This is a genomic window from Pseudoalteromonas sp. MMG024 (assembly GCF_021654175.1).
Classification (GTDB): Bacteria; Pseudomonadota; Gammaproteobacteria; order Enterobacterales; family Alteromonadaceae; genus Pseudoalteromonas.
Genome location: NZ_JAKFZO010000002.1, coordinates 159,920 through 185,843, shown reverse-complemented (window position 1 = coordinate 185,843; position 25,924 = coordinate 159,920). Strand labels below are relative to the sequence as shown.

The 25,924-nt window shown below is 40.0% G+C and carries 27 protein-coding genes; 11 read left to right on the top strand and 16 right to left on the bottom strand.

What is annotated here, in order from left to right:
• Positions 1 to 156: 156 nt before the first annotated feature.
• Together L1068_RS02635 and L1068_RS02630 are read left to right on the top strand one after the other, a co-directional pair.
• Complete coding sequence (locus L1068_RS02635; protein ID WP_237128946.1) at positions 157 to 1,104, top strand: DUF368 domain-containing protein; 948 nt, start codon at positions 157 to 159, stop codon at positions 1,102 to 1,104.
• A gap of 145 nt (positions 1,105 to 1,249) precedes the next feature.
• Complete coding sequence (locus L1068_RS02630) at positions 1,250 to 1,462, top strand: hypothetical protein (RefSeq protein ID WP_237128945.1); 213 nt, start codon at positions 1,250 to 1,252, stop codon at positions 1,460 to 1,462.
• An 85-nt stretch (positions 1,463 to 1,547) separates the two neighbouring features.
• On the opposite strand, the gene L1068_RS02625 is transcribed toward L1068_RS02630, so the two are convergent.
• The 4 genes from L1068_RS02625 to L1068_RS02610 all read right to left on the bottom strand — a co-directional run bounded on the left by L1068_RS02625 (position 1,548) and on the right by L1068_RS02610 (position 7,308).
• Positions 1,548 to 4,403, bottom strand: a complete 2,856-nt coding sequence (locus tag L1068_RS02625) for a TonB-dependent receptor (protein WP_343221828.1) — start codon at positions 4,401 to 4,403, stop codon at positions 1,548 to 1,550.
• A 620-nt stretch (positions 4,404 to 5,023) separates the two neighbouring features.
• On the bottom strand, positions 5,024 to 5,680 hold the full coding sequence (locus tag L1068_RS02620) for an NAD(P)H-binding protein (RefSeq protein ID WP_237128943.1): 657 nt from the start codon (positions 5,678 to 5,680) through the stop codon (positions 5,024 to 5,026).
• A 139-nt stretch (positions 5,681 to 5,819) separates the two neighbouring features.
• Positions 5,820 to 6,437 (bottom strand): LysE family translocator, encoded by a 618-nt coding sequence (locus L1068_RS02615; protein WP_237128942.1) that lies wholly within the window; start codon positions 6,435 to 6,437, stop codon positions 5,820 to 5,822.
• Between the two features lie 91 nt (positions 6,438 to 6,528).
• The gene (locus L1068_RS02610; protein WP_237128941.1) at positions 6,529 to 7,308 is read right to left on the bottom strand and encodes an endonuclease; all 780 of its coding nucleotides are present in this window, start codon (positions 7,306 to 7,308) and stop codon (positions 6,529 to 6,531) included.
• Between the two features lie 412 nt (positions 7,309 to 7,720).
• On the opposite strand from L1068_RS02610, the gene L1068_RS02605 reads away from it, so the two are divergent.
• Positions 7,721 to 8,992: a diguanylate cyclase gene (locus tag L1068_RS02605; RefSeq protein ID WP_237128940.1), complete on the top strand. Its 1,272-nt coding sequence runs from the start codon at positions 7,721 to 7,723 to the stop codon at positions 8,990 to 8,992.
• A 137-nt stretch (positions 8,993 to 9,129) separates the two neighbouring features.
• Here the strand turns inward: L1068_RS02605 and L1068_RS02600 are convergent, their stop codons facing one another.
• The 5 genes from L1068_RS02600 to L1068_RS02580 all read right to left on the bottom strand — a co-directional run bounded on the left by L1068_RS02600 (position 9,130) and on the right by L1068_RS02580 (position 13,212).
• Positions 9,130 to 9,573: a hypothetical protein gene (locus tag L1068_RS02600; RefSeq protein ID WP_237128939.1), complete on the bottom strand. Its 444-nt coding sequence runs from the start codon at positions 9,571 to 9,573 to the stop codon at positions 9,130 to 9,132.
• A 136-nt stretch (positions 9,574 to 9,709) separates the two neighbouring features.
• Positions 9,710 to 10,303, bottom strand: a complete 594-nt coding sequence (locus L1068_RS02595; RefSeq protein ID WP_237128938.1) for a 1-acyl-sn-glycerol-3-phosphate acyltransferase — start codon at positions 10,301 to 10,303, stop codon at positions 9,710 to 9,712.
• A gap of 219 nt (positions 10,304 to 10,522) precedes the next feature.
• The gene (locus L1068_RS02590; protein WP_237128937.1) at positions 10,523 to 11,782 is read right to left on the bottom strand and encodes an outer membrane protein transport protein; all 1,260 of its coding nucleotides are present in this window, start codon (positions 11,780 to 11,782) and stop codon (positions 10,523 to 10,525) included.
• A gap of 175 nt (positions 11,783 to 11,957) precedes the next feature.
• Positions 11,958 to 12,350 (bottom strand): inner membrane protein YiaA, encoded by a 393-nt coding sequence (gene yiaA, locus L1068_RS02585; RefSeq protein ID WP_237128936.1) that lies wholly within the window; start codon positions 12,348 to 12,350, stop codon positions 11,958 to 11,960.
• Positions 12,351 to 12,471: 121 nt separating this feature from the next.
• A complete protein-coding gene (locus L1068_RS02580) occupies positions 12,472 to 13,212 on the bottom strand; it encodes a helix-turn-helix transcriptional regulator (RefSeq protein WP_237128935.1) in 741 nt (246 codons plus the stop codon).
• 129 nt (positions 13,213 to 13,341) lie between these two features.
• On the opposite strand from L1068_RS02580, the gene L1068_RS02575 reads away from it, so the two are divergent.
• From L1068_RS02575 to L1068_RS02565, 3 genes are all read left to right on the top strand, one after another.
• Positions 13,342 to 13,683, top strand: a complete 342-nt coding sequence (locus L1068_RS02575; RefSeq protein ID WP_237128934.1) for a hypothetical protein — start codon at positions 13,342 to 13,344, stop codon at positions 13,681 to 13,683.
• Positions 13,684 to 13,772: 89 nt separating this feature from the next.
• On the top strand, positions 13,773 to 14,579 hold the full coding sequence (locus tag L1068_RS02570; RefSeq protein WP_237128933.1) for a DUF2145 domain-containing protein: 807 nt from the start codon (positions 13,773 to 13,775) through the stop codon (positions 14,577 to 14,579).
• A gap of 397 nt (positions 14,580 to 14,976) precedes the next feature.
• Complete coding sequence (locus L1068_RS02565) at positions 14,977 to 15,369, top strand: DoxX-like family protein (protein WP_237128932.1); 393 nt, start codon at positions 14,977 to 14,979, stop codon at positions 15,367 to 15,369.
• 26 nt (positions 15,370 to 15,395) lie between these two features.
• Here the strand turns inward: L1068_RS02565 and L1068_RS02560 are convergent, their stop codons facing one another.
• The 3 genes from L1068_RS02560 to L1068_RS02550 are packed head-to-tail and all read right to left on the bottom strand — an operon-like array spanning position 15,396 to position 18,607.
• The gene (locus L1068_RS02560) at positions 15,396 to 16,730 is read right to left on the bottom strand and encodes a sigma-54 dependent transcriptional regulator (RefSeq protein WP_010558926.1); all 1,335 of its coding nucleotides are present in this window, start codon (positions 16,728 to 16,730) and stop codon (positions 15,396 to 15,398) included.
• A 9-nt stretch (positions 16,731 to 16,739) separates the two neighbouring features.
• Positions 16,740 to 17,309 carry a hypothetical protein gene (locus tag L1068_RS02555; protein ID WP_237128931.1) on the bottom strand — a complete coding sequence of 190 codons (570 nt, stop codon included), beginning with the start codon at positions 17,307 to 17,309 and terminating at the stop codon, positions 16,740 to 16,742.
• A complete protein-coding gene (locus L1068_RS02550; RefSeq protein ID WP_237128930.1) occupies positions 17,255 to 18,607 on the bottom strand; it encodes an ATP-binding protein in 1,353 nt (450 codons plus the stop codon). The genes L1068_RS02555 and L1068_RS02550 overlap by 55 nt, the downstream gene beginning before the upstream one ends.
• Before the next feature lie 349 nt (positions 18,608 to 18,956).
• Here L1068_RS02550 and L1068_RS02545 point away from each other — a divergent pair, with 349 nt between their 5' ends.
• From L1068_RS02545 to phnW, 5 genes are all read left to right on the top strand, one after another.
• Positions 18,957 to 19,178, top strand: a complete 222-nt coding sequence (locus tag L1068_RS02545) for an EF-hand domain-containing protein (protein ID WP_237128929.1) — start codon at positions 18,957 to 18,959, stop codon at positions 19,176 to 19,178.
• Positions 19,179 to 19,264: 86 nt separating this feature from the next.
• A complete protein-coding gene (locus L1068_RS02540; protein ID WP_237128928.1) occupies positions 19,265 to 19,480 on the top strand; it encodes a calmodulin in 216 nt (71 codons plus the stop codon).
• Between the two features lie 110 nt (positions 19,481 to 19,590).
• On the top strand, positions 19,591 to 19,815 hold the full coding sequence (locus L1068_RS02535; protein ID WP_237128927.1) for an EF-hand domain-containing protein: 225 nt from the start codon (positions 19,591 to 19,593) through the stop codon (positions 19,813 to 19,815).
• A 151-nt stretch (positions 19,816 to 19,966) separates the two neighbouring features.
• The gene (gene ybaK / locus L1068_RS02530; protein ID WP_237128926.1) at positions 19,967 to 20,437 is read left to right on the top strand and encodes a Cys-tRNA(Pro) deacylase; all 471 of its coding nucleotides are present in this window, start codon (positions 19,967 to 19,969) and stop codon (positions 20,435 to 20,437) included.
• 108 nt (positions 20,438 to 20,545) lie between these two features.
• Positions 20,546 to 21,646 (top strand): 2-aminoethylphosphonate--pyruvate transaminase, encoded by a 1,101-nt coding sequence (phnW, locus tag L1068_RS02525; protein ID WP_237128925.1) that lies wholly within the window; start codon positions 20,546 to 20,548, stop codon positions 21,644 to 21,646.
• A 55-nt stretch (positions 21,647 to 21,701) separates the two neighbouring features.
• Here phnW and L1068_RS02520 read toward each other — a convergent pair whose 3' ends face one another.
• From L1068_RS02520 to phnX, 4 genes are all read right to left on the bottom strand, one after another.
• A complete protein-coding gene (locus tag L1068_RS02520; protein WP_237128924.1) occupies positions 21,702 to 22,814 on the bottom strand; it encodes a GGDEF domain-containing protein in 1,113 nt (370 codons plus the stop codon).
• Positions 22,815 to 22,931: 117 nt separating this feature from the next.
• A complete protein-coding gene (locus tag L1068_RS02515) occupies positions 22,932 to 23,618 on the bottom strand; it encodes a UTRA domain-containing protein (RefSeq protein ID WP_237128923.1) in 687 nt (228 codons plus the stop codon).
• A gap of 81 nt (positions 23,619 to 23,699) precedes the next feature.
• Positions 23,700 to 25,115 (bottom strand): FAD-dependent oxidoreductase, encoded by a 1,416-nt coding sequence (locus L1068_RS02510; RefSeq protein WP_237128922.1) that lies wholly within the window; start codon positions 25,113 to 25,115, stop codon positions 23,700 to 23,702.
• On the bottom strand, positions 25,115 to 25,924 hold the full coding sequence (phnX, locus tag L1068_RS02505) for a phosphonoacetaldehyde hydrolase (protein ID WP_237128921.1): 810 nt from the start codon (positions 25,922 to 25,924) through the stop codon (positions 25,115 to 25,117). Before phnX ends, L1068_RS02510 begins: the two co-directional genes overlap by 1 nt.

Below are 25,924 nucleotides of genomic sequence, written 5' to 3'. Positions count from 1 at the left end.
TACCAGTGATGCTTTTGATATAGCGCAATAATTTCTACAATTTAGGTACGCAAAATTCAATAGATTTCATGTTATTGGGTGATAACTCACGATAGTATTCTGGTGCGACTTACCCTAATATACGCTTAGTTTTTATTTATGGAGAAAATTAAGGTTATGTCACAGCACAAAGATACGCTGAGAGACTATGTAATGACCTTTTTAAAAGGTGCTGGAATGGGCGCGGCTGATGTAGTTCCCGGTGTTTCAGGGGGAACTATCGCATTTATTACTGGCATATACGAACGCTTGTTAAGCGCAATACGTAGCGTTAACTTAACTGCGTTTAAGGTGTTAAAGGAAAGTGGAATAAAAGCATTATGGCAACATATTGATGGTAATTTTTTGGTTGCTGTTTTTGGTGGTTTAGCATTAAGTGCACTTTCTTTGGCGAAAGTAATCACCTACTTGTTGGCCAATCATCAAACGTTTGTTTGGTCTTTCTTTTTCGGATTAATTATCGCGTCTTTCTTACATATTGCAAAACAGCTTGAGAATTGGGATATAAAAACCGTTATTGCATGCATTATCGGAACCTTAATTGCCTTTACGATTACTTCGCTGGCACCAGCAGAGGCCAATGCAAGCTGGTGGTATTATTTTGTCGCAGGGGCAATTGCCATTTGTGCGATGATCTTACCTGGTATTTCTGGCAGTTTTATTTTGTTGTTGTTAGGTATGTACGGCCATGTATTAAGCGCGGTTACCTCTTTTGATTTACCGCTAATCGGTTTATTTTTAGCGGGTTGTGTTGTTGGCTTAATGACATTTTCGCACTTTTTAGGCTGGTTGTTAGCACGTTTTAGAGATGTAACCTTTGCGTTATTGGCTGGTTTTTTGTTTGGCTCACTAAATTTATTGTGGCCTTGGAAGCAAGTGGTAACGACTTATACCAATTCGAAAGGTATTGAAAAGCCACTTAGTCAAACGAATATTGGGCCGGAAACATACCACACACTGACGGGACAAGATCCGCAAGCTTTAATTTGCTTTGCGTTAGCGATGGCTGGTTTGGGCTTAATTTTAGTGATTGAGAAGTTAACAGAAGACAAGCCAAAAGGCTAAGTTAATTAACTGATTTTAGTATTAAAACCCGAGATGCACTCTCGGGTTTTTTGTTGCGTAAAATTTGCTTTGAATAAAAAATGTGCGAAATTGATTTTTTATGGTACAAAGTGGTTGTACATAAAACAACCGTAAGTGAAGTGTTATGTGTCGTAAAAATAAATTAATTATGCGCGTGGTATTAAGTGAGTTGATGACATCTCACCCAAAGCCAATTAAGCGCCATGAATTAGAACTGTCTGGCGTGGCAGATAGCGATGTTGATACGGTAATCGAGTATTTAACGCAAGAAAATTACATTCATTGTGATAACCAAGGTCAGCTAATATTAAGCGATGATTTTGAGTCTGTTACGTAACTTGAACTTAGGTTACTTGACCTGATTATGTAAAACAAAAAGCCCGAAATAATTTTCGGGCTTTTTAGTTATTTACGTACGTAAATTAGAATGAATAACGTGCTTCAAAACGCAGGTAACGTGCTCCTAAACGTGATGATGTCATCCCCCAGTTTGGATTCACTTCTTGCCCGTTTTCACCGTCACGCGCATGTTCTTGTACAACAGCTGTTTGCGTATCGAAGTTAAACACGTTAAATGCTGTTGCTTTTAACTCAAGTGGGTTACCGGCAACTGAAATGTTGTAAGCTAGGCTTAAGTCAAACTCTTTTAGCCAATCTGTTTCGCCAAATGTGCCACGTGGAGCAGGGTTACCATCAGCATCATAGAATGATACATGGTCATAGCCACGGCTATTACATTCACTCCACACTGAGCTCGCTGCGCAGCTATCAATGCCTTCTGGGTGACGTGAGAATCGGCTAATTGGTACACCTGAAGTAACACGCGCGTTAAAGCCAAGCACAAGATTTTCAGTAATGTTGTAATAACCATTTACTTTAAATGAGTGACGACGGTCATTTGGCAGGTTACCGCTTGAATGATCCATTAAATCAGCATAGTCATAAGAGGTTGTCCAACCTGGATCGGCTTGACCGTTATCGGTACGTACAAGTCCTTCGGTGTTACCCCAGCTGTGCGACCAAGTGTATGATGCGTTATAATGGAAATCGTTGCCAATGTTGCCTTTTAAGGTATTTTCAATTGCGCCATACTTACGCTTAGGGTCTGGTAATGCGATGTAATCTGCTGGAATAACAATGCGCTCGGCCACACCGTCGCCATTTGTATCGTAGAAAATATCAAGGTCAGTACCTGGGTTATTCAAGATATAAGCGTAACCCGGATCGCTGTCGATACCGTTTTCTGCAAACCATTTGCGCATTACAGGGCCGTAGTTGGTGTCTTCAATTGATTTCTTTAAGTCGCGATAAATACCGCGTACACCATAAACTAAATCACCGTCTAAAAACTCACCTTGATAGCCAATTGTAATTTCATCAGAATACATGGCTTCTAGGTCTTGGCTAACAATCATACCCGTGTTGATCTCACCAGTTTGTACAACATCTTCACCTAAAAATGCACCTGTACTTGGTGAGCCATCAGCAAGTAGCATTGGTTCGCCGTTTGCATCTAAATCACCGAGTTCATAGTAGTAATGAATATCACTGCGTTGGCCACCTTGCGTGATGTTCATGTTTGCTGATACTGGCTGGTAGTAGCGTCCAAAGGTGGCATATACTTTTGACGTGCCTTCACCTAAATCATAAATCGCTTGTAGGCGAGGGGCGATTTGGTCGTCAACATCTACGTACTTTTCACCCGTAGAGACTGTATTGTAAACGCTTGAGTAACGTAGGCCTAAATTTAAGGTTAGTTGATCGGTAACCATCCACGTATCTTGGATGTAGAATGCGGTTGAGTTGACCTCTGAATTAGTGAAGTCGGTTCTTACGCGTTGATCAATAAATGCTTCGCCCGCAGGGTGTCCAACTGGGTTACCTTCCCATGCGTAAAGTACTTCCCACCAACCAGCGCGATCACCAACACCATTTGGACTGTTTTCGTAATCAACATCAATATTTACGTAATCAAAACCAATCTTGATATCATGGTCGTCGAGTGTCCAGCTAAAGTCTGCGCGGAACTGATCGCGAATAAACTCACTCTCAGTAATTGATGATGCTGACTCTTGTGAGATTTTGTTCCAGCTACCTGAGAGTTGTGACCACACGAGTGGATCTGAGCTGGTTGCTGAGTTATACGTTTTATCTACAGTGCGACCAGCAACCACTTCAATCGACATATCGTCATTGAGAATACCTGAATATGTTAAGCCATAAATATCGCCACCTGTACGCGACTTATAATCACTTAGGAACTCTCCAACGTCTTCTGTTTGCCAATCGTTTGCGTAAGTTTTACCTTTGCCTTTGTTAGTAAAGCCAATGGCTGTGGCAGTAATTGAGTGATCGTCGGTAATAAACCAGTCAACAGTAGCAAGGTAACGATCTGATGTATTTTCACCGATATCTATGGTGTTGTTTTTTCCTTTTTCGTAATCATTCTTTTGCGGCGCATAAACACCATAAAAGAATAGGGTATCTTCAATTAAAGCGCCGCCTGCCGAGATTGAGTAGCGGGTAAACGTGCTTTCATCTTGCGCTGTGTTTGAGAAGTAATTGCCTTCTCTATCGATTAAATTGTCGTGGTGTGAACGCGTAAATTCAGGGTCGATACGAGCGTATGCTTCGAATTCCCATTCATTACTCCCCGATTTTGATACGGCATTTACAATACCACCTAAAGCACCACCAAATTTAGGGTCAATGCCGCCTGTCATAACTTCGGTTTGCGCAACACCTTCCCATGGTAAACCAATAGAGCCAATACCGGTTTTGATATTGGTAATATTAATACCATTTAAATAATAGGCATTTTCAGCAGACGAACTTCCGCCTATGCTTGATGCACCAAATTCACCGTTACTTACAACACCTGGTGTCAGTAACGCGATTGCTTCAAACCCTGTTTCCACAGGTAAACGTTCTAGTTCAGCTTTTGTAACAACGATACCACCAGTAGAAGATTCCATATTAACGCGCGCAATGCTGCTACCGGTAATTTCTATGGTTTCCATATCGGTGCCGACCGAATACATTGTATTGTTAAATACAACTGAGCCACCTACGGTCACCAGAAGATCTTGCTCGATGATCTGTTCATAACCATTTTTTTCAATGGTCATAATGTATTCACCAACAGGTAGTTTACGTAGGGTATAACTGCCGTCTTCGTTGGTTGTGATAGTACGTGTTACGCCTTTTGTTTTATGTTTTAGTGTAACCGTAGCATTTTCGAGTACTTGCTGTTGTGCATTTGACACGACACCTTTCACAGTGCCGTTGAAGGTATCATTTGCAAACGTTGGTGCGCTTATTGCGATAGCGCCGGAAACGGCAAGGGCTCATGCCGAACGCTTGAGTAAATTGCTTGTTTTTATCATTGTTGCATATCCTGAATTGTTGCGAAAGTATAATGTATACATTATGTAAATAGATGTAACATGGATATGCTTGCCGTGTAAATATTGTATACATTATATTTTGTATTGGTTTACATTTACGCACGAAATGAAACCTTTGTGAATAATTTAAAATTCAAATAATACAAAAGGTTATAGGTTTTTGTTTAATGTATCTTCGGGTGAAATTTAAACAATAATAATTTATTTAATTAGCGGCTACATAAGGTTTTCGATGTAAAAAATGTGTTTAAGACTGCCAATATTAATCAATTGGATATGTTAAGAATTGAGATCAAAATTAGGCAATGTGAATGTAAAAAAAGCTCATCTTCTTAGTCAAAAAGCATGGCTATTTTTAGTTGTTTTTATGGAAGGAAAATATTAAAAGCTTGATTACTGTACTACTTAAGGCATTGAGCGCAATGCGATTTCAGGAAAATTGGTATGTAGGTAATCTAAAAGTTCGAACGAACTTGTAGTAAATAGCCTGATTAGTCTTTATCTAACTCAAACAGTTGGTCGAGTGAATAAACCGCTAACGGTGATGCTTGATTAAGTGACACATCGAGCATTTTTGTTGCTACTTGCGATGCGGTTATCGGTTTAAAGCGCTTTAAGAAAGTTAACTTACACAGTGTAGGTAATATCAAACTTGCTAAATATTCACCAAGACGAAACGTATCTCGATTCCCCAAAAGTAATGACGGTTGTAAAACACTAATATGTTTAAAAGGTAGCGCCTTTATTTTTGTTTCTAGCTCGCCCTTCATTTTGAGATATGCGCTCACACTTTTACTATTAGCGCCACTAGAAGACAGCAAAATATAGCGACTAACGCCATTTTCCGCTGCAATTTTTGCTGCTGTATATTGATAATCAACATCGACAATACGTTGTGCGTTAATTGAACCCGCTTGGCGTTTTGTTGTGCCTAAACAAGAAAATAACATATCACCGTTTATCAATGTGTGATGTTGCGCTAGCTCATCAAAATTAATAACGTGACATGTTACTTTGGCATGGTTGTACTCAACATTTCGCCTTACCAGTAAATTTATGTGCCTAACTTGGTCACATTTAATTAATTGCTTTACTAGTTTGCTACCAACAAGGCCTGTTGCACCAATCACTGTTACGTTAAACGCCATATACTTTTCTCAATCTTTTCGTATTCAGCTTATTGCTATCGCTTTCTATTTTTACTTTGTTGTTCTACAAAGTAACGCGGCCATTAATCTCATTTTAATTTAAAAACGATTTGGCCTGAAACTTAATACACGCCAGCCGCTAAATATTGGTTACTACAACGCGTATTGCCAACAAAATAAATGCAATGGCAAGAATATTATTAATTGCTTTGCCGTATCGTAACAATTCAAATTTTTGATTAGCATGACTCGTAATAAGGCTGACCAAGCAATACCATAGTGTGTCGATCACTAAAACAGTAATGCACATAATAGCCGCTGAACTAATCGTTATGCTATCTGGGTCAATAAACTGTGAAAATAGCGCCAAAAAGAATATAGCGAGTTTTGGGTTTAAAAATGCAATGGCAAAGCCATCTTGCGCTGCAGCAAAATTCCCCGTATTTGCATTATTAGTGATCTCAAAATGATTTGTTTTTTGTCGCAGAATATTAACTGCGAGATAAACTAAATAAGCGGCACCAGAAAATAAAATAACTTTATAGGCAATAGGAAATTCATGGATAAAACCCGCTAATCCAACAACCGCAAGTGTTGCATAAATGCCAACTCCAACGCCATGGGCAATGCTGGCAATCAGCCCTTGTTTTAACCCGCGAGTCATAGAATGAGATAACACCACCGCTAAACTAGGCCCTGGGGACATAGCACCGATTGCGCAAACTCCGACAAGGCTTATCCAAAGTGCAAAATCCATAATTGTTCCTTTTCTTAGCAGTGATGTTTACTGGTGTTGCAAATTTAACATACGTGTTTGTTTAGACTGTGTAAAAGCTAAATTAGACGATTTAATCACAATCGGCTTTATACAAAAACGTAACCCATTCAGGGTGATCGATAAAGGGATTACGATTTGCTTGAAAGGTATAAATTAGCGTATTTCTGTTAATTTCAAAACTATCGACTGGGTCGGCAAAATGCCATTGTAATAACGTGCATAAATCGCCAATCTGGCCAACGCCGTCTTCGATTTTGCTGCGTGCAGTATCGTGATGCGTTACAACTTGTAAATCTGGCATATCATGGTGTGAACCACTTTCATACATCACGTCCATATAAAAAATCATGCGCGCAATATCGCCTTTAACCCCGTTGTGTGGCTCAAAAGATTGTGATTTATACTTTTTATTCCAGGGAGCCTCTTTAATAGGCATGCCCCCATTAAAAAAGTCATTATCACTGCGCTGAGTATTGAGTGACACATCGGCGGGTTTTATGTGATGAACATCGGTATAGCCTTGTTGCGAGCGCTTAGGAAAACCATGACTTTTTGGCCAAGTATGTTCTCGGTTCCAATAATCTTGATTACGACTAAATTTACCGGTGCCATTATGTTGTTTTGAAATTGAGGTGTTTTTATAAATTAACCGAATATTTTCACGATTATTTGGCTCTTCATCGCTGTAGGTGAGTACCGACCACACTTCTTTATATTTAAGGGTGTGAAATTCGCGATTGATGTCTTTGTGAATAGCGTGTTTGAGCCTTTTTGGCTCTGTGCTAAGCGCGCGGTAACTGTCGCGGTAATAAATATTTGCGTCAAATAAGCTGGCGTCTTTAACGGCCACGACAATAGGGCAATGCGTGCACGGGGCATTCAATTTGGCGAGTACGGAATTAACACTCAAATATAAAACAAGCAAAAACAAACAAGGTTTTAACATTACGCGCATTTATTATTATTTTTTTGGCCGCTAAATTGTACCTAGTTTATTGATAATTATGCAATCAAAAGCTCTGTGCTTAGTTAAATCACAAGATTTACGCTAGTTTACCTATTTAAAAACCGCACTAAATATAAGTGTATGACTTAATTGATATTGTTACTTTATTTTTCATATCTAAAAGTGTGAGAAAAACGCAAAGTAAGATATACTTGAGTAATATACACGCTATTGTTTCATGCCCGTACACACTAGTGTGGCGATTAATTATGTCGCGTAGGTAAATAATTCCAAGCAAACTGACATTAGGTGACCAATGACGGCTGAATTAAAGAAGCGAATCGCTATTTTAGAAAGGATGTTAGATAACGTGGGTGCTTGTATTTTTAGTAAAGATTTAGATGGACGATATACCTATGTTAATCAAGCCGTATTAAATGTGTTTGATTTAAATGAAGAAGATGTACTCGGAAAAGACGATAGTCACTTTTTCAACTTAGCGAAGTCTCAAGAAGTCATTGAGAATGACCGCGCCGTAATGCAAACAGACAACGTGCTGGAAAAAGAAGAAACGAATTTTGTAAAGCCTTTTAATAAAGAAGTAACGTACCGCATTGTAAAAAAGCCAATTTATGATGAAGACGCAAATATTATCGGCTTATTTGGTATTGCCAATGATGTTAGTGAGCAACGTGAATTAGAGAGCAAGGTACACGAACAAAACCAACTGCTTGATATTGTATTAGATAACGTAGCAGCGCATATTTATATGAAAGACGATGCTCGTGAGTTTATGTATGTTAATGCTAAAGTTGCCTCGTTGTTTGGCTTACCGGTAAAACAAATTATCGGTGCGAAAGAGCAAGACATATTGCCTGCTGAAATGGCTGCACATTTCCACCAAAGTGATTCGGAATTATTTGCCAGTGGCAAAAAGCAAACGATTGAAGAAACCGTTACGGATGAAAGTGGTAATACGCGCCACTACCTAAGTGTAAAAGTACCCTTTGAGCAACAAGGGCGCCGTTCGCTTATTGGCTTTTCTACCGAAGTGACAGAACTTTATGAGCTCAAAGAGCAATTTCGTAAACAAGCCAACACCGACTATTTAACCGGACTATATAACCGCCGCTATTTTGTTGAAGTTGCCGAACGTGAATTTAAGCGAGCGGTGCGCAGCGGCGAGCCATTTGCATTAATGTCGCTCGATATCGATCATTTTAAGCGCATAAACGATAAATATGGTCACCCCGCAGGTGATGAAGTGCTTAAAACAATCGCAAAAAATCTGATTGGAAATTTACGTGACGAAGATGTTTTAGCGCGTATCGGTGGTGAAGAATTCGCGATTATTTTGCCACATACAAACTTTGAACAAGCCAGTAAGGTAGCCGAGCGCATTCGTGATTTTCAATCATCTCATGCCATAGCGACGGAGCAAGACGACGTGTTGGCAAAAGTGAGTATCGGCTTAGTGATGCGAGAACACGACGATGATACATTCGATAGTATGTTTAAACGTGTTGATAAAGCGCTTTATCAAGCTAAAGAACAAGGGCGAAACCGAGTCGTCGCGCACGTAAGTTAAGCTGTTGTACGTTACTCATTTTCAAATAGGGCATTTTACAGCCCGTTGTTAGTTAAAAGCCGCGAAATCGCAGCACTTTTGTTTCTGTTCGCATTAGTTAGAATAGTACATCGCTGATAGATGAAGTCATTAATAGGTTATAGAATACGCGTTTGTTCTAGCCGCGTCAGTACGTCGATGGCATTTAGATAAACTTCACTTGATCCGCTGTTATGCGCGCCTAACGAAGTGCTTAGCTTATAGGTGTGCTTCATGTCATTGAGTAAATCATGCTTTTGATTTGGTAACTCATTCATTGAGGTGGGGGCGCCAATTGCCATCATTTCACCGCGGCCAATAAAGCCACCTTCAAATAACTCTTTAGATAGGCTGCGAATTTCATCGCCGTAAATACTGTGCACATCATATTGAGAGGCAATGGTTTGCCAATTTTCATTCATTTTATGGGCTTGTTCACTTATTAATACCGAATCACTGACACTTTTGTTCACTGTATCTTGAGGCGTCTTATCTGCTTGTGTCACCCGAAATGATTGAGGTTTGTTAACCGCACTGAGGTTACTTGCGCTGTATACATTCATGATTGAGTTCCTTTCATACGTATTGTGTGGAACAAAATATGAGCAAGTTAAGTGCCAACCCTTATTATTTTAGGGCGTTTTCAGTGCACAGTAAGTTCAATTTTGTTGCATTTGCACCCGTAACACAGTGCTCTAATTAACCTGATACATTGCTTGGATATTTAGCCATCGCCTTTGGAAATTGTTGTTTGATAAGGGTTAAGTCTGGTTCAATATTTCCGCTTAGTGTAACCGGTGGCATTACAATAAATTCTTTGGTGCGAAAATCGAGTGTCATGGGCACAACAGGTACATTAGCAGCATAGGCTATGTGCAAAAAGCCCGTCTTCCATTCATGGGTGTGTTTTCGAGTGCCTTCAGGTGCAATGCCTAGAATAAGTTTGTCTTGTTGTTGAAATACATCAGCAACCTGCGCAACCAAACCGTGCTTAGAAGAGCGCTCAACGGCAATGCCACCCCACTTTTTAAGTAAAACACCCAGCGGCCAGAAAAATATGGTGTGTTTACCAAGAAACTTAATTTCGATACCTAACGAAAGCTTAACGGCGATTGCGATTATAAAGTCCCAATTTGATGTGTGTGGTGCCACAGCCGCAACAAATTTTGACTGATCTGGGAATGCCCCAGAGACACGCCAACCTAATAACTTTAGAAAGTTGCGTCCGATAAAACGACCAAGTTGACTGTTTGTGCGAGGAATAGAATGAGGAACTTCAGTGAGCATAAGCATTTATAATTTTTTTTACCATCTAGCACCATCACAGATTTAGAGCATAAAGTCTAGTCTCAGTAACGTTTAGCGATTCACCTTTTCACTTGGCAGTACTTAAGTTGACGAACTTAGTTTAAGCAGTTTGATAATGTTTATAATAAAAAATGCCGCATATCGACTTAGAAATGTGAGTTTGTAAGAGGCATAAATAAAGAGGCAAATGCCTCTTTTTTATTACTAAAATGTGTAGCTGTATTGCACTGCAGCTAAACTGGCGTCGCCGTGTGATTCAAAGCCCCAAATTTGGCCTAAATCATCACGTTCTTCAAAACTAACCGACTCACCGTCGATGAAAGTGACTGCAAAATCAATTTTATGCTGTTTGTTAGGAAAATAGCTTACGCCGGTGCTGTACCAAATTCGGTCGCTATCTGGAATTGAAATTGACTTGTGCGCTGAGTTACTCGGTGTCGCGTCATTGGCGATACCTGCACGGATCATTACTGTCGGCGTAAGCTGATAACTCGCACCGAGCGATACACGATATGCATCGCTGAAATCTTCAGTTTTGGTAAATACTGCGTCTTCTTTGCCTTCAACATAAGCGGCTAACTCTTGGAAATCACTCCAGTCGGTCCATTGCACGCTGTAATGAATAGCCAATGCTGGAGTTAAAGCGTGATAACCCGAAAACTCAGCAATATCAGGTAAGGTAATGGCAAGTTCGCCTGGTAATACCTTGCCTTGTAAACCACCAATCATGGTAGGTAGTTGATTAGAGTAATCACCTTCTAGATCGAGCTCTACTTGAGAGCGGTAGCTTAGGCCAAAACGGTGGTCATGGTTTATTTCGTACAATGCGCCGATGTTCCAACCAAATGCAATATCATCACCTTCTAAGTTTGCTGCTTCTAACTCATTTGGTAGGTTAAATGCTGTTTCACCAAAGTGTCGAACTAAGTTTGCGTCGGCATAGACTAAATTTAAACCTGCGCCCACGCTCAGTTGCTCTGTTACCTTGTATGCAGCACTTAGATTAAAATTAACCGTGGTAAGTGACGTCTCGCCAGCAAGTTGGCCCGCGTTGTAATCGTCATCTAACTCGGTGCTTAAACCGTAGTTTGAAAATGCACCACCACCAAGCGTCAAACGCTCGTTGATTGGTAACACAAAATATCCAGCTGGAATGACAGCTGAAGGCGCGATGCTGTTGTCATTTAAGCTTGTGATATCACTGCCGTTTGAGGCACTTAATCCAGACACAGATACATCGGGCGCAATGTATGACACAACCCCACTGATTTGTGCATCTTTAATTTTGCTCATACCAGCAGGGTTACGCGCAACGATACTGGCATCATCGGCAATTGCAGCGTCACCTGCGAAAGCACGGCCTAAACCTGATGCACTGTGTTCATTGAGTTGAAAAGCGCCAGCGGTGGCGTTGGCACACACCATCATTAGCGATGATGCGATAAGTGTTTTTCTAATAAGCACGGACGTTACTCTTGATAGTAAGATTTCGCGCTAGTGTAGAGTAATGAAAAGTGTAAGCCTGTAGTTATTGGTGATTGTTGTAATTACGCGGTTACAAATGTAAAAAAAGGGAAGCGTGCTTCCCTTTTAATTACTATTATTCAATTATTTCAGGCAGTGGAGCGGGCTCTTCATCCTATTTGAACGCTAACATATCGCGAATATTCTTTTGTACTGTGATGGCTGAAAGCAGCGATAAGGTATACGCCATGGCAAAAAAGCCCTTTTCACTGAGTAACATATCGGCGTTAAACAGGCCAATCGCGAGTAATGCAATAGCAATTGCCAGTGATATCCAACAAATCATTGTGTACGGCTTTGATATAGGTAAACCTTGTTGTTTATCACGTACAACTTTTTGTAACGACACTGCAGCGAATAAACTGTAAAGCAAAATAATTAGGTAATAACCTTTTTCGTTCAACAGTAAGGTTGCATTGTATAAGCCAATTAAATACGCACCCATGCCAATCACTAAACTTGCGATCGCGCTTAATTTAAATGCGCTGGTTGGTTTTAAATTATCCATAATATTTTTCCATGCTTGTGAATTAAGTTACACACAAGTATCGGGATAATTACAAATAAGTAAACTTTACATTTGAAAGTTGCTTATTTTACGCTTAATGGTATTAATTTATGCTACTAGACTAACTTTTTACACGTCTAAACTGTTCGAACAACGACGGCTCCCATGGCCGCATCGCAAACAATATGCCCATGTGTTTGCGTTTATCAAGGGCAAGATCGGCATCTTCAATATTGAGTTGCGCTGCTTCTTTAGTCAGCTGCTCTAGTTTCTTCTTAATGTAATCGATGGAAGTTTGTGAATAACGGCCGCGTAAATAAAAGCGAGATGCATCAATGTTATCGAATTTGTTAGCCATAAACTTAGTCATGACTTCGTTTTCCATAAAGCGCTCTAATGGTCCATTTTTTTGCCAACGAAAATCTTGTGCGATAAGCGATTTGTAATGATTATTGGGCAATAGCTGAATAATTTTGAGTTTGTCTAACTTAGCCATCAAACGGATCGCTTCGAATTGATCTATGTCGTATTGCTCAATAATTTCATCAAATTGCCAGCCATCGCGAATACATACCGCGACAAGTAACAGTTTAGGGTCATCAACCAACTGTTGTTCTTGTTCTAAGTTTAACTGTGATAATTGGCTTTGCTGTTTCTCAGTTAATGAAAACAAATCAGTAAGGCTAATATTGAGCAGTTGGCAAATTTGTTCAAGCCGCGTTAGCGAAAAGTTATTACTAGCAAAAACACGCTTTACATTTGCTTCACTTAAATCTAGATGCACTGCAACATCGCGGTAGGTGAGTTTGTGTTGTTTAAGCAGTTGTTTAAGCGTTAAGGTGACGCTTTTAATTTGGCTCATAATCATCCTTGGTATTATTTTTTGATACTTTAAGTCTTTAAATTTCATACTTCAACCATTTTGGTTTACATAAATAATTCTTTATCCTAATTTAAAAAGCGTAAACGGAACCACCCAAGAGGAATTAACATGAAGTTTATTAAATCAATTGTAATCAGTTCAGTACTTTTCGCGGCAATGCCGTATCACGCAAATGCAGCATCAGATAACTTTAGTGAGGCGAGCAAACACTCATCGCTTGCAACGGCCCATTCAGCGAAAGGCTCAGCACAAGTTGCGAGCGGTGTAGTAGCCGTACCCTTACTTGCCGCTGGCAGCGTTGGCATGGTGAGTATGGCTGCGGGCGATAAAGCAATGCGCACTGCAAAATCACTTAGCAAAAAACCAGATGCACCGCTTGAAATTACCGAGGTGACTATCACAGTAGACCGTTCACCTGCACATGCAATGAAGAAAAAGTGCAAGCAGTAATTAAGTAATCTGAATTCGGGATAACAAATTACTTTCTAGCAGCTACTTTTACTTATTTCCGGGTTAAATCGTATTAAGGGAGAAACATTATGAAATGGACATATGCGTTAATTAGTTGCTTGCTGTTGTCAAAGGCTGCCATTGCTGGCAGCCAGCAACAACAAAAGCAAACGTTTCCGGTTGAGGATGTCACCGCATTTGCTAAACAAGTTGAGCACTATGCCGCTAAAAAAGGTGCGCGTGCATTTATTATTGCGCGCATGGGGCAAGCGAAAAAAGATTTACCAAAAGGCGTTAATTTCACCCATTCGGCATTAGCGATTTATTCGGAAATTGCCCTTGATAACGGCGACACAGCGAAAGGGTATGCTATTTATAACTTGTATCAAGAGCCAAAAGATAAAGACAAAAGCAGTTTAGTGACCGATTATCCTGTGGATTTTTTTTGGGGTGTGCCTGAGCTTACTGCGGGTATAATTATTCCTGACAGTGACCTACAAACAAGGCTAATTGAAGCCGTTGTTAACGGTAATAATGTTACTCTGCACAATAGCAATTACTCACTTATATCAAACCCTTACTCAACAAAATATCAAAATTGCAACGAGCATTTACTAGATCTGATTAACTCAGCGATTTATCAAACTACAGATAAACAGCAATTAAAAGCGAACACTAAAGCGTATTTTAAGCCGCAGCGTATTAGAGTAAACCGTGCAAAATTGGCAATGGGAAACTTATTTATGGATGGCGTGTCGACCGATGATCATGGTTCGAAAATTTATACCACCACGTTTACGAGTATTGCGAAATACTTGTCATCGTATGATTTGGCGTCAAATGTAATAACGCTTAGTTACAATCAACCCGCTCGTCAGTTACTTGCGTCTAACTAAGTGTGTTATTATCAGTGGGTGTTTGTTCAACATAAAAGCAGGTATATTTAGCGGCGCGCTAGCGGGCGAATTTATTAAGCTTCATTAATTGTAATCGGGGTTTACAGTAGGTGACAATCACACAGAGCATCAACTGTAAACGCGTTTAAACATCACCTGTTGAGTAAGGATGTCACCTTATTGCGTATGCTTGGGCGCGCTTAAACTCATTTTGCGAAAAATGCTGTAAGGCTTGGGGCCAACACCCGAACGGAGCGTCGTTGTTTGGGTGTTTTTTATTGTTGTGAAACATCGTATGCGATTTAAGCTGATGTTTTTTCAATATTTAAGACGTTGCTTGGTGTTTTGATGTTAGGATGACGTCAATACTAATGTTGTAAATCAAGGACGAAACTCGGTGTCATCAGTTCAAATTGCTCGTTATATTGTGAGTTTTAGTTGGTTGTATCACGGAATTTTTCCAAAACTAGTGCATATTGCGCCATTTGAAAAGTTAATGACTGCGAGTATCGGGTTTTCTGAAGAAGCCTCATACTTCATTACGAAAGCCGCGGGGGTCGGGGAAGTGTTGTTCGGTCTGCTTATTTTTGTTTATTATCGTTCAAAACTGCTATTATTTTTCAATATCTTAGCGTTATGTGGTTTATTGCTGTTTGTTGCGATTTTACAGCCGTCGTTACTGATTGAAGCATTTAATCCAGTTACAACGAATATTGCGATAATTGGTTTAAGCCTCATTTTACTTGCAGACTTAAACCAATCCAAAAACGGTGATAACGCCCAAGTGTAACGGAACACTATTACGTAATTGTATGATCACTCATTATTAATTTCGTGTTTTTTCATTAATTTGTAAAAGTCGGAACGGTTTCGTTGTGCCAGTTTTGCAGCTTCAGACACATTGCCACCAGACAGTGCTAACACCTTTTGAATATAGTCATATTCAAACTGACGTTTGGCTTCATTTAAACCAACAAAGGCGTTATGCGTTTCATCTGAATCAGGCAATGCGTTTGCAACAACATCTTCGGTAATAATATTTCCAGCACTAATGGCAATACAGTGTTCAACGATATTGTGTAGTTGACGCACGTTACCCGGCCAATCGTAACTTAGCATGCGCGTGATACTTTGTGGATTAAATTGTTTGGCGTCGTCGGTGAGTTTGGCTAAAAATCGCGTGGCGAGTAGGGGGATATCATCTAAGCGTTCTTTTAAGCTCGGTAAAGTAATTGAAACCACATTTAAACGATAATACAAGTCTTCACGGAATTGATTATCTTTGACCGCTTGCACGATATTTTTATGGCTTGCTGAGACTACACGAATATCGACTTCTTGTTCAACTTGGCTACCAACTGGACGAACTTTTTTCTCTTGTAACACCCGTAATAATTTGACTTGCAAATCAAGCGGCATATCGCCAATTTCATCTAAAAATAAGGTACCGCCATTGGCCGCTTGCACTAGGCCTTCTTTATCGCTTACTGCGCCTGTGAAGGCTCCTTTTTTATGACCAAATAACTCTGATTCAAGCAAGTGACCTGGCATTGCACCACAGTTAATAGCAATAAAAGGGCCGTTGGCTTGATTACTGGCTAAGTGAATGGCTTTTGCTGCGACTTCTTTACCGCTACCGCTTTGACCTTGAATAAGGATATTGACCTTACTGTTTGCCAGCGCTTTTATTTGCTGCACTAATTGGTGCATTTTTTCACTTTGGTAAATGAGGCCATGAAAGTTATCTGGCTCAACACTGCTGTTTTGGCTTACTTTACCGGCAAGCGTTTTTTCTATCACATCAAGCATTTGCTGGCTATCGATAGGTTTTGTTAAAAAGCTAACAAACCCTTGGTGCATGGCATCTACCGCATCGGGAATAGAACCATGTGCTGTCATCATAATTACCGGCATGCCAGTGTAAAATTTTTTGATTTCTTGATTAAGAGCAAAGCCATCCATATTCGCCATTTTAAAATCGGTGATCACTAAATCAATGGCGGTTTGCTTTAACAGGGCAAGTGCTTGATTACCATTTTCAGCCACAGTGACATTATATCCGTTGCCTTCAAGGCGAATCGCAAGCAGTTCTGCAAGCGCAGTGTCATCGTCAACCAATAATAAATTGGCAGCGCTAGCCAAATGTTTCATAGGTGTCCTTTATTGTGTTCTGTTTTCTGAAAGAGAGGTTTCAAGGCGTTGCTTTTCAATGTCGACTAGCTTTTGTTTAAGTTCAATTAATTGCCTTTGCAGCTCGAGTAATTGTTGCTCGTGTTTTTGAGCTTTTGAATCTGAATAAAAGTTAGTGATCTTTTGTTTTCGTAAGTTTTCCGTATGCCAAGTTAACGAATCAAACCAAACCACGTAATCATTTGGCCATAACGCGTTGGCTTTAATGTCCTCAATTAGTTTTAACTGTTTGTTGGTAGAGGTTGTTGTACAGTATTCACTAATAAATGTTTGTAACGCCTCGTTTTCAAGAGTTTGGCGTGTTGGCGCTTGAGTACAATTTGCAAGTAAGGCGCTTATAACTGTGGTAATTGGTTGATGCGTTTGTTCTGCTGCCTTATTTGTTGTCGGCTGAGTGTGTTCGCTGTTATTTTGCACAGGTGGTGTACTTGTACATGCGACAATAAACAGTGCTGCACTTAACTGTGTAATTAGTTTAAATATCTTCATTGGCTTGGGAATGTAATTAGTATGTTTGTACCTGAGTCTGTTTCTTGCCATGTGATATCGCCTTTTAATTGATTGACGCATTCTGACACAATGGCAAGCCCTAACCCAGAACCTTGCTTGTTTTTATTGTGTTCGCTTTGGTAAAAAGGCTGAAAAAGTAAGTGTGCTTCTTCTTGATTAATGCCTGGTCCGTCGTCCGCCACGTTGAGTTCAATGGTATTATGATTTTGTCTAATGTAAATATCTACTGTGCTCGTCGCATGATTTAGCGCATTGCTGACTAGTTGCGTAAGGATCAATTTACACGGTAAGTGAGGTACCTTATTTGTAGCGCTAATGTGCCAACATATAGCGATGTCTTTATTCGCAATAGTATCACTTAAGTGACGGTTAATTTCTTCTTCTAGTGTGTTGAAAGAGGTAACCTGTTGTAGTCCGTCAGGGTGGCTTGCTGCACTGTAATTAAGTAAATCATTAATCATGCGCGCAAGCTTCTCTACCGATTGCTGCATTATGGTTAAAATTCTACCTTGTTTATCACTTACCTCACCAAGTAACCCGCTGTTTAATAAGCTACTGCCTTCATTAATTGAGGCTAGCGGTGTTTTCAGTTCGTGGGTGACATGACGCAAAAAGGTTTCCTTTTGTTGTTGCACGCGTTTTAGTGCCAAGCGAAGCCAGTCTAGTCGCCTGCCAAGTTGTTGCAGCTCATGGCTACCTGATAATTTTATCGGTTGATCTAACTGCCCTTTACCTACATCTGATAACACGGTTTCAACCTGATTGAGTTGACGACAAATGCGAAAGATTAAAAACGAACTAATAATCACTAATATCGGCAGTAACACAATAAGGCCAACAACAAACTCGGTTTGTAACGACTTAAACTGTTCATTTTTATTTGCGAGACGGGTATCTAGTGTGTCATCAAAGTTGGCATCAAGTTGTTTAAGTTGCGCCACCAGTTGAGCAAATTCGTCAGCGCTTTTGGGGTCCAATAATGTCGCTTGTTGCAATTTAGCAACAAAATCACTTTTCGCGAGTTTTAATTTTAGTAATTCGATGCGATTTTGCGTGGTTTGCCATTTTTGTTCGATACTAATTTGTAATTGTTCACTCTTTAAAAGTTGGTTGTTCTTGAGCGCCTTTTCAATGCCATTTACGTCTGCTTTTATATAATTGTATTCGAGTATAAGTTCTTGATTTTCATCATAAATACTAAGTGTTTCTTGCTGGTGTTTCGAGATGCTGGTGGCATACCACAGTGTAAGCAATACGATTGGAAGCACGCCCACTAACATAGCGACTAGCGCTTGTTTTTGTAACGACTGAGAAAAAAATTGTTTCACTAAAAAAACCTTTGCAAATACAGGCTGAACCGAACAGCTTTCGCTCGATTAAAAGTAGAAATTAAATTAGTTGTTGCTAAATTGCGACAATGTAACTATTTGTTTTATATAGATAAAAATATATCGACTGTTCTGCTGTTGCAATTTAGCAACAAATAAACAGCTGGTTTTCGAACGAAATGCCTCAAAAATATTCTATCTATTTGTTTTATATGCTTTTTTAAAAGTTGGCATCATGTTTGTAATAGTCTTAGCGACAATGCGAAAGCATAAAACGAGACTAGCTTAACAAATGTATTTTGCGTTAAGCAAAAATTTAACGGACATCCAAATATAGGGAGAAATACCCATGAAGATTAGAGCAATTGCATATTTAACAGCAGTACTTGGTGTAGCAGCATTTAATACACAAGCAAACACATTATTTGATGAGCTTGACCTTAACAAAGATGGCTTCATTTCTGAAGTAGAAGCGGGAGCAAACAGCAAAGTAGCTGAAGTGTTTCAAGAGTTAGACACAAACGAAGATGCGCAAATCAGCAAAGACGAATTTGCAGCATTTGAAGGCTAACAAACGCCTTACCACTTAATAATAGGGAAGTGCGCTACTTTCCAATCAGTTTAGATATTCAAAGTTAAAATGAAAGGAAGTTCCAAATGAAAAAATTAGTAATGTCAGTATTTGTTATCGCAAGTTCATTCTCAGCAGTTGCAGCAGACGATTTCGCAACATTTGATACAGACGGTAACGGCTCTATCAGCAAAGACGAAGCAATGCAAAACGTATCGCTAGTTCACCAATTTGCTGACTTAGATGTAGACAACAGTGGCGAGTTAAGCAAAGAGGAATTTTCGAAGTTTAAAGCGTCATAAGTTTAAAGCTTCTTAAATATCCCGTTTTACAGTTGGGCTCACTTAACTCCTTGTCAATCAGTATGCCGAGTGAGTCCAACTTTTTTTATTAAATCAAGTAGTGAAGTGAAATGAAAAAAGCCTTAGTTATCGCAATCTCAATGTATGTAATGTTATTTGCCACCGTAAAAGCTGTTGCAGATGAAGAGTTTGCTTTGTTCGATTCTGACAACAGCGGCACCATCAGCGTAGACGAGGCGAAACGCAATCACGCACTACTTGAACAATTTACACATTTAGACCGTGATAGTAATGGCGAATTAAGTCCACAAGAATTCGCTAGATTCACTGGATAACCCCGTATCAACCCTCCCTAGTGCGACCTGAACTATTTTTTGTTGGACATGAATACTTTTACGGTCGCACTATTTTCGTGTTAAAAGGGCTTTTGCTTTTGAATTGGCTTATGTAAGCTGCTTATAACATCTTAGTTTTATGAGCAAAATCATGACGCCAGCGATTAAAACAGCAGAAAAAGCGAAAATAGATTTCTCCGTACACCAGTATGAACACGACAGCAGTTTTGCGTCTTTCGGGTTAGAAGCCAGTGAAAAGCTTGGCGTATCTGCGGCCACTGTGTTTAAAACGCTAGTAGCGAGCTTAGATAATGGCGAGCTGGTTGTAGCGATTATTCCTGTCGATCAAAAATTAAACCTAAAAGCTGTGGCCAAGGCGAGTAAAGCAAAAAAAGCAAAAATGGCAGATCCGCTCGATGTTGAACGCTTAACCGGTTATGTACTTGGCGGCGTAAGCCCACTTGGACAAAAGAAACGTCTTAAAACCTTGCTTGATGACTCAGCTAAAGCACAATCTACTATTTATGTGAGCGCCGGTCGTCGCGGTTTGGAGATTGAACTTCAACCAAGTGATCTTTTATCACTTACTAATGGGCAGTTTGTAGCACTAAAAGCCGAATAACTCCTATCTAAGGTTTACCCCGAACCGTTATTTGTCATTGAAGTTTCATAATTCGAGGTCATTTTTATGCTTAAATGATCTGGACTATACCAGATTGGAAAAGATGAAATGAATGAATACTTGTTATTGACGCCGGGGCCACTCTCAACCAGCAATACAGTAAAGCAAGCAATGCTTAAAGATTGGTGTACCTGGGATGACGACTATAACATTGAGATTGTGCAGGCGATCCGTGCAAAACTCACGGCACTTGCGAGTAACACTCACGATTATACCAGTGTATTAATGCAAGGAAGTGGTACTGCAAGTGTTGAGTCAGCACTTGGCAGTTTAATTAAAAACACTGATAAACTGCTTATTATTAATAATGGCGCTTATGGTAAGCGCATCGCTGAAATTGCAAATTACTTAAATATTAATGCGCAGGTAATAAATTTAAATGAAACCCAGTTCCCAAATATGGCTGAGGTTGAAGAGCAGTTACAAACACACAGTGATATTACTCACATTGCAATGGTGCACTGCGAAACCACCACGGGCATGCTTAACCCGATTGCAGAAATAGGCGCGCTTGCTAAAAAGCACCAAAAAACTTTTATATTGGATGCAATGAGTAGCTTTGGTGGTATTGAGCTTGATATGGCTGAACTTAACATAGATGTGCTTATCAGCTCTGCTAACAAATGTATTCAAGGTGTGCCGGGTTTTGGCTTTGTGATTGTTAAAAAAGCAATTATTGAACAATGTCAAGGCATTGCACGGTCGCTTAGCTTAGATTTGTACGCGCAGTGGAAAACCATGGAAGATCATAACGGTAAGTGGCGTTTCACGTCGCCGACTCATGTTGTAAGAGCCTTCTATCAGGCGTTGTTGGAATTAGAAGAGGAAGGCGGTGTTAAAGCGCGCTATAACCGTTACAAAGAAAATCAACAGCGTTTAGTTGATGGTATGCACGCACTTGGTTTTACCACCTTACTAGCGAAAGAGCTTCATTCGCCGATTATCACCTCGTTTTATTCACCAACCAGTAATAAATACAATTTTGCTTTGTTTTACAGTGCGTTAAAAGAGCAAGGGTTTGTGATTTATCCGGGGAAAGTATCAGATGCTGATTGTTTCCGCATTGGCAATATTGGCGAGATTTACCCTGATGATATAACGCGATTACTTAGTGCAATAAAGCGCAGCCGATTTTGGTTAGAAGCTTAAAATAGAATTATTGATTAGCTAAAGGTGATAGCTAAGATTATTGCCTTTTGTTTTGTTAGTTAATGGTTGTTTGGTTACGCCCAGCTTGTTTAGACTGATACAAGGCTTTATCAGCGTGTGCAATATTATCATCCAAAGACACGGTTTCATTAAACTGAGTTAATCCAACACTGATGGTTAATGGCCCGTATAGCTTATCTTTTGAGTGTTCCGTCACCGATCCACGAATGCGTTCGGCAATTTGAAAGCCAAGGTTACTGTCAGTATTGGTTAAAAAAATAAAGAATTCTTCACCGCCATAACGGCAATTAATGTCGTATTCACGCGTGCAGTGTTGTATTTGCTGTGCCACAAGCTTAATCGCATCATCTCCTTGCTGATGCCCATGCTGATCGTTTACTTGTTTAAAATGGTCAATATCTAACATAAGCACAACGCAGGCTTGTTTATTTCGTTTTGCTAGCGCGAGCTGGTTGTTAACTAAATCATAAACAGAAGTCCGATTATATAAACCGGTTAGTGCGTCTTGTGTGGCGAGTGTTTTGTATTTCAGTGTAAGGTTTATTAATTGGCTGGTAAAAATAAATACCGTTAATACTAAGATTAACGATGAAAAATAAACCAGCGGATAATAGAAATCAGATGCGTAATACTCAATTCGACTAATGTTATGAGGAATACTGTTTAATTCGTAAAATATAACCATCAAAGACACAGCGATAAATATGGCTAAGCCTTTATCTGCTTGGTTTAAATTTTTAGTACGAACAAGACTTATAAACGCAATAAATATACAAAATGCCGAAAATGTCATGGTGTAATGAACGTGGTTTGCAACAAATAATATTGACGCTGAAAACGCAAAAAATGCCGTGATTAATAACCTACAAAGCCATTCGCTATGGTTTTTTTTACAAATGGTTAAACCAAAAAAGAGTGATGTTAAGCTACCTAATAAGTCTTCAATGTACCAACCTGTATTGCCAATCTCTAAGGTCGATTTATTAAGAAAGTAAAAGAACAGTAATGAGCTAATAAAGTAACCAAAAAGGTAGGGGGTTTCTTTGTTGTCTTTCATCACCGAGCGTAAAATAAATAGCGCGAAAATACAGGCGATGATCTCTATGGTGGTACTCACACCCACTGCTTCTTGGTAACTAATGCTCATTCATTCTGCCGCTGTACAATTAATGCTCTGAGTTTAGTAAAAATCCAGCATAGTTAAAATGTTAGCGCTTAGAATTTAAAGAAAAATATAAGAAACCTCAGCCCTATGCGTTAGTTTTTATTGGCCAATTACTATCATTTCAATGGCATCATGCAGCCAGTATTCAATGTTGTAATCAATTAAAATACCACTTGATTCATGACGCTGACGAATCACTTGTAAACACGGCGCGCCACTATTTTTTGCAAGGCTTTTGGCAACATCATCGGGCAGAACGGTAACACTTATTACGCATTCTTCGTTGTTAATATCCACATGATAATGAGAGGTCATAATCGTGGTGATTGAGCCATTGAGCGGTTGTGATTCTAAATCATCAAAACGGCTGGCATCGCAGTTAATCTGCTCAAACATAATGGGTCGGCCATCAAGGCTGCGAACACGTTCGATTTTATATAACGTATCTCCACTAAAGTGCTGGTTAAGCGACAGATTTTCTTGTTTTTCAATACTCAATACATGGGTGTTTGGCGTAAAGCCTTGCTCTTGCGCTAATTGATAAAAATTAACCTTAGTAGCAGGTCGCCACTTAAGTTTATTGGGTGTAACAAACCAGCCGCGGCGTTTTTGGCTGTAAATTAAGCCTTCTGCTTCAAGGCGGTTTAATGCTTCACGCACAGTAATACGAGTAGAATTAAAGTGTTCTTGCAGCGTGCGCTCAGATGGTAGTTTATCACCAATAGCAAGCTCGCCACTGGCGATATGTGTTTGAATATACTTTTGTATTTTTTGATATAGCAACATAGAAAGTGGCTTTTAAAATCTGCAGAAAACGAGGCCTATGCTATTAGGCCTTAGAAATATGTCAAGCATATGAATTGCGCGTTAATTTGTATCTGCCTTTGCAGCAGCACCAGAAAGCTTAGCTAAGTAATTATCGAGTTTAGATGGTGCTACATTGTTATCCTCCGCGCTCTCTTTTCGCCTGATGCCGTTGCGAATGACATAAGCGCCAAGTGTGCGAAAAGGCTCGATGGGAAAACGTTCAAGCTTTTGGTTTACAAGGCCACACTTTTGCCATTCATCGTGCGTATTTAATAGCATAGACGAGAGGATTTGACCGCCTAAATACGACTGCACCACACCATTGCCCGAGTAACCTGCTGCAACTACTACATTCTTATCGGTCTCTTGGAAAAATGGAAAGCCGCTTACGCTACGATCCGATGGACCTGTCCAGGTGCGCTCAATTTCAAAGCCATGATCGCCAAAGAAATAATTAAGTGAGTGTTGTAGCTCAGCTTGATATTGGCTGGGTGCGTTGAATTTATCACTTATCTGATTGGCAAAACTAAAATAGTTACCGCCTTTACCGAGCATTAAACGGCCATCGGATGTTGTGCGGTAATAATTCACAAAGATACGCGAATCGATAACTGCTGCACCATGGTTAAGGTTAAGTGCTTTTAACCTTTCAGGCATCGGTTTAGTAATCACCATATCGGATGATACCAACACAACATTTCGCGAAAATTTTGGCATTAACTCTGGTAACCAGGCGTTGACGGCAAATAATAATTTTTCAGTTTTAAGAGTTTTTATTGACTGATTTTTGTCTTTATAACAAACGGTAATAGTCTCGTTTTGTGGTGCGTTTATCTTTACGTGGGAAACATAACGGGTAGATTCACTGATCACTATGCCCATTTCAATGGCAATACGGCGTAGCCCGCGAACCAGTTTAGCCGGTTGCAAACTGCCAGCATGAGGTGAAAAAACCGCGTGTTGATTTTGACCTGAACCCGTGTGTTTCAGCTGCTCTTTATTTAGCGGTTGCCATTGATTAAGTGAAACACCGTCAAGGGCACTAAGACAGGGTGTAAGCTCACCTTGTTGCGCGGCATTAGAGGCGGTGATGTAACAACCATCGACACGTAAATCACAGTCAATATTATGTTCTGTGGCAAATTGGGATATTGCATGAACGGCGTTTTCAGATTGTTGTACTAGCCACTTGGCTTGTGACTCACCGAAGCGTTTTTTTAAACTTAAATACTTGGTTGACCACGTCAACATGGCGCCGCCATTGCGACCTGAAGCCCCTTGGCCACATAAATATTTTTCAAGGATCACAATACGCGTGTTTGGTGCGCGTTGTTTTATGGTGATTGCCGTCCAAAGTCCGGTAAATCCACCACCAATAATTGCAATGTCATAAGGGCTTTCATCAATACTGGCTGAAGAAACAGAAGTTGTTTCTTCAGTCATTGCTTGATCAAACCAAAAGGGTTGATACGTCATTAAGGGCGTTCGCATCTTGCTAAGCGTGCATTAATCTCAAAAAGTACCGGTTCTATATCGGCTAAGCTATTAATCACGAAATGAGCACCTGCACTTGATAATTGGGCATATGCTTCGCGCGTTAAAGCGATTTGTTCACTTGCTGATAAAGCTTGCCACTCTTGTTCACTTTTGCCCACAGCGTTGCCCGTAAGTGCCACACCGATTGTCCACATGCCTGCATTTAATCCTTCTAAAATACCGGGAACTGAGTCATCAACTTTTACACAGTGATTGACAGAATTGATTGCCAGTTTGTTAACATTTTCCAATGCCATCCAAGGACCGGGGCGAGATCCCGCAGTCAACTCGTCACTTGCAACGCAGTGATCTGGGCGGTAGCCGTGTTCAGCTGCGGCAATTTCAAGTTCTGTCATCACTTCGCGCGGGTAGCCTGAACAGCTACCGATTTTAATTCCTTTTGCTTGTAAGCGTTGTATCACTGGTAGCACGCCTTCGATAGGTGCTGAACGATCCGCAACTTTGGCTTTTTGCAGCGGCATAAAGGTTTGATAAATATGGTCAATTTGATCGGTGGTCATTGCCGTACCAAATTGTTCACACCAACGGCGATTAACACTGTCGAGCTTGCCAAGTGCAGCAATATGATCCCATTTACCCATGCCCATTGGAATTCGTGCTTCTTCGAGCGTGATGTCAAAATCATAAGCCGATTTAAACGCTTCAACAAAGATGGTAGTGGGTGCAATTGAGCCATAGTCAACAACGGTGCCAGCCCAGTCGAGAATAAGCGCTTCTACTTGTTTCAT

What these genes read in the sequence shown, in the direction of transcription:
- L1068_RS02635 (WP_237128946.1), top strand. Translation starts at nt 157, where the DNA reads ATGTCACAGCACAAAGATACGCTGAGAGACTATGTAATGACCTTTTTA.
- L1068_RS02630 (WP_237128945.1), top strand. Translation starts at nt 1,250, where the DNA reads ATGTGTCGTAAAAATAAATTAATTATGCGCGTGGTATTAAGTGAGTTG.
- L1068_RS02620 (WP_237128943.1), bottom strand. Translation starts at nt 5,680, where the DNA reads ATGGCGTTTAACGTAACAGTGATTGGTGCAACAGGCCTTGTTGGTAGC.
- L1068_RS02615 (WP_237128942.1), bottom strand. Translation starts at nt 6,437, where the DNA reads ATGGATTTTGCACTTTGGATAAGCCTTGTCGGAGTTTGCGCAATCGGT.
- L1068_RS02605 (WP_237128940.1), top strand. Translation starts at nt 7,721, where the DNA reads ATGACGGCTGAATTAAAGAAGCGAATCGCTATTTTAGAAAGGATGTTA.
- L1068_RS02600 (WP_237128939.1), bottom strand. Translation starts at nt 9,573, where the DNA reads ATGAATGTATACAGCGCAAGTAACCTCAGTGCGGTTAACAAACCTCAA.
- L1068_RS02595 (WP_237128938.1), bottom strand. Translation starts at nt 10,303, where the DNA reads ATGCTTATGCTCACTGAAGTTCCTCATTCTATTCCTCGCACAAACAGT.
- yiaA (WP_237128936.1), bottom strand. Translation starts at nt 12,350, where the DNA reads ATGGATAATTTAAAACCAACCAGCGCATTTAAATTAAGCGCGATCGCA.
- L1068_RS02580 (WP_237128935.1), bottom strand. Translation starts at nt 13,212, where the DNA reads ATGAGCCAAATTAAAAGCGTCACCTTAACGCTTAAACAACTGCTTAAA.
- L1068_RS02575 (WP_237128934.1), top strand. Translation starts at nt 13,342, where the DNA reads ATGAAGTTTATTAAATCAATTGTAATCAGTTCAGTACTTTTCGCGGCA.
- L1068_RS02570 (WP_237128933.1), top strand. Translation starts at nt 13,773, where the DNA reads ATGAAATGGACATATGCGTTAATTAGTTGCTTGCTGTTGTCAAAGGCT.
- L1068_RS02560 (WP_010558926.1), bottom strand. Translation starts at nt 16,730, where the DNA reads ATGAAACATTTGGCTAGCGCTGCCAATTTATTATTGGTTGACGATGAC.
- L1068_RS02555 (WP_237128931.1), bottom strand. Translation starts at nt 17,309, where the DNA reads ATGGCAAGAAACAGACTCAGGTACAAACATACTAATTACATTCCCAAG.
- L1068_RS02545 (WP_237128929.1), top strand. Translation starts at nt 18,957, where the DNA reads ATGAAGATTAGAGCAATTGCATATTTAACAGCAGTACTTGGTGTAGCA.
- L1068_RS02540 (WP_237128928.1), top strand. Translation starts at nt 19,265, where the DNA reads ATGAAAAAATTAGTAATGTCAGTATTTGTTATCGCAAGTTCATTCTCA.
- L1068_RS02535 (WP_237128927.1), top strand. Translation starts at nt 19,591, where the DNA reads ATGAAAAAAGCCTTAGTTATCGCAATCTCAATGTATGTAATGTTATTT.
- ybaK (WP_237128926.1), top strand. Translation starts at nt 19,967, where the DNA reads ATGACGCCAGCGATTAAAACAGCAGAAAAAGCGAAAATAGATTTCTCC.
- phnW (WP_237128925.1), top strand. Translation starts at nt 20,546, where the DNA reads ATGAATGAATACTTGTTATTGACGCCGGGGCCACTCTCAACCAGCAAT.
- L1068_RS02520 (WP_237128924.1), bottom strand. Translation starts at nt 22,814, where the DNA reads ATGAGCATTAGTTACCAAGAAGCAGTGGGTGTGAGTACCACCATAGAG.
- L1068_RS02515 (WP_237128923.1), bottom strand. Translation starts at nt 23,618, where the DNA reads ATGTTGCTATATCAAAAAATACAAAAGTATATTCAAACACATATCGCC.
- L1068_RS02510 (WP_237128922.1), bottom strand. Translation starts at nt 25,115, where the DNA reads ATGACGTATCAACCCTTTTGGTTTGATCAAGCAATGACTGAAGAAACA.
- phnX (WP_237128921.1), bottom strand. Translation starts at nt 25,924, where the DNA reads ATGAAACAAGTAGAAGCGCTTATTCTCGACTGGGCTGGCACCGTTGTT.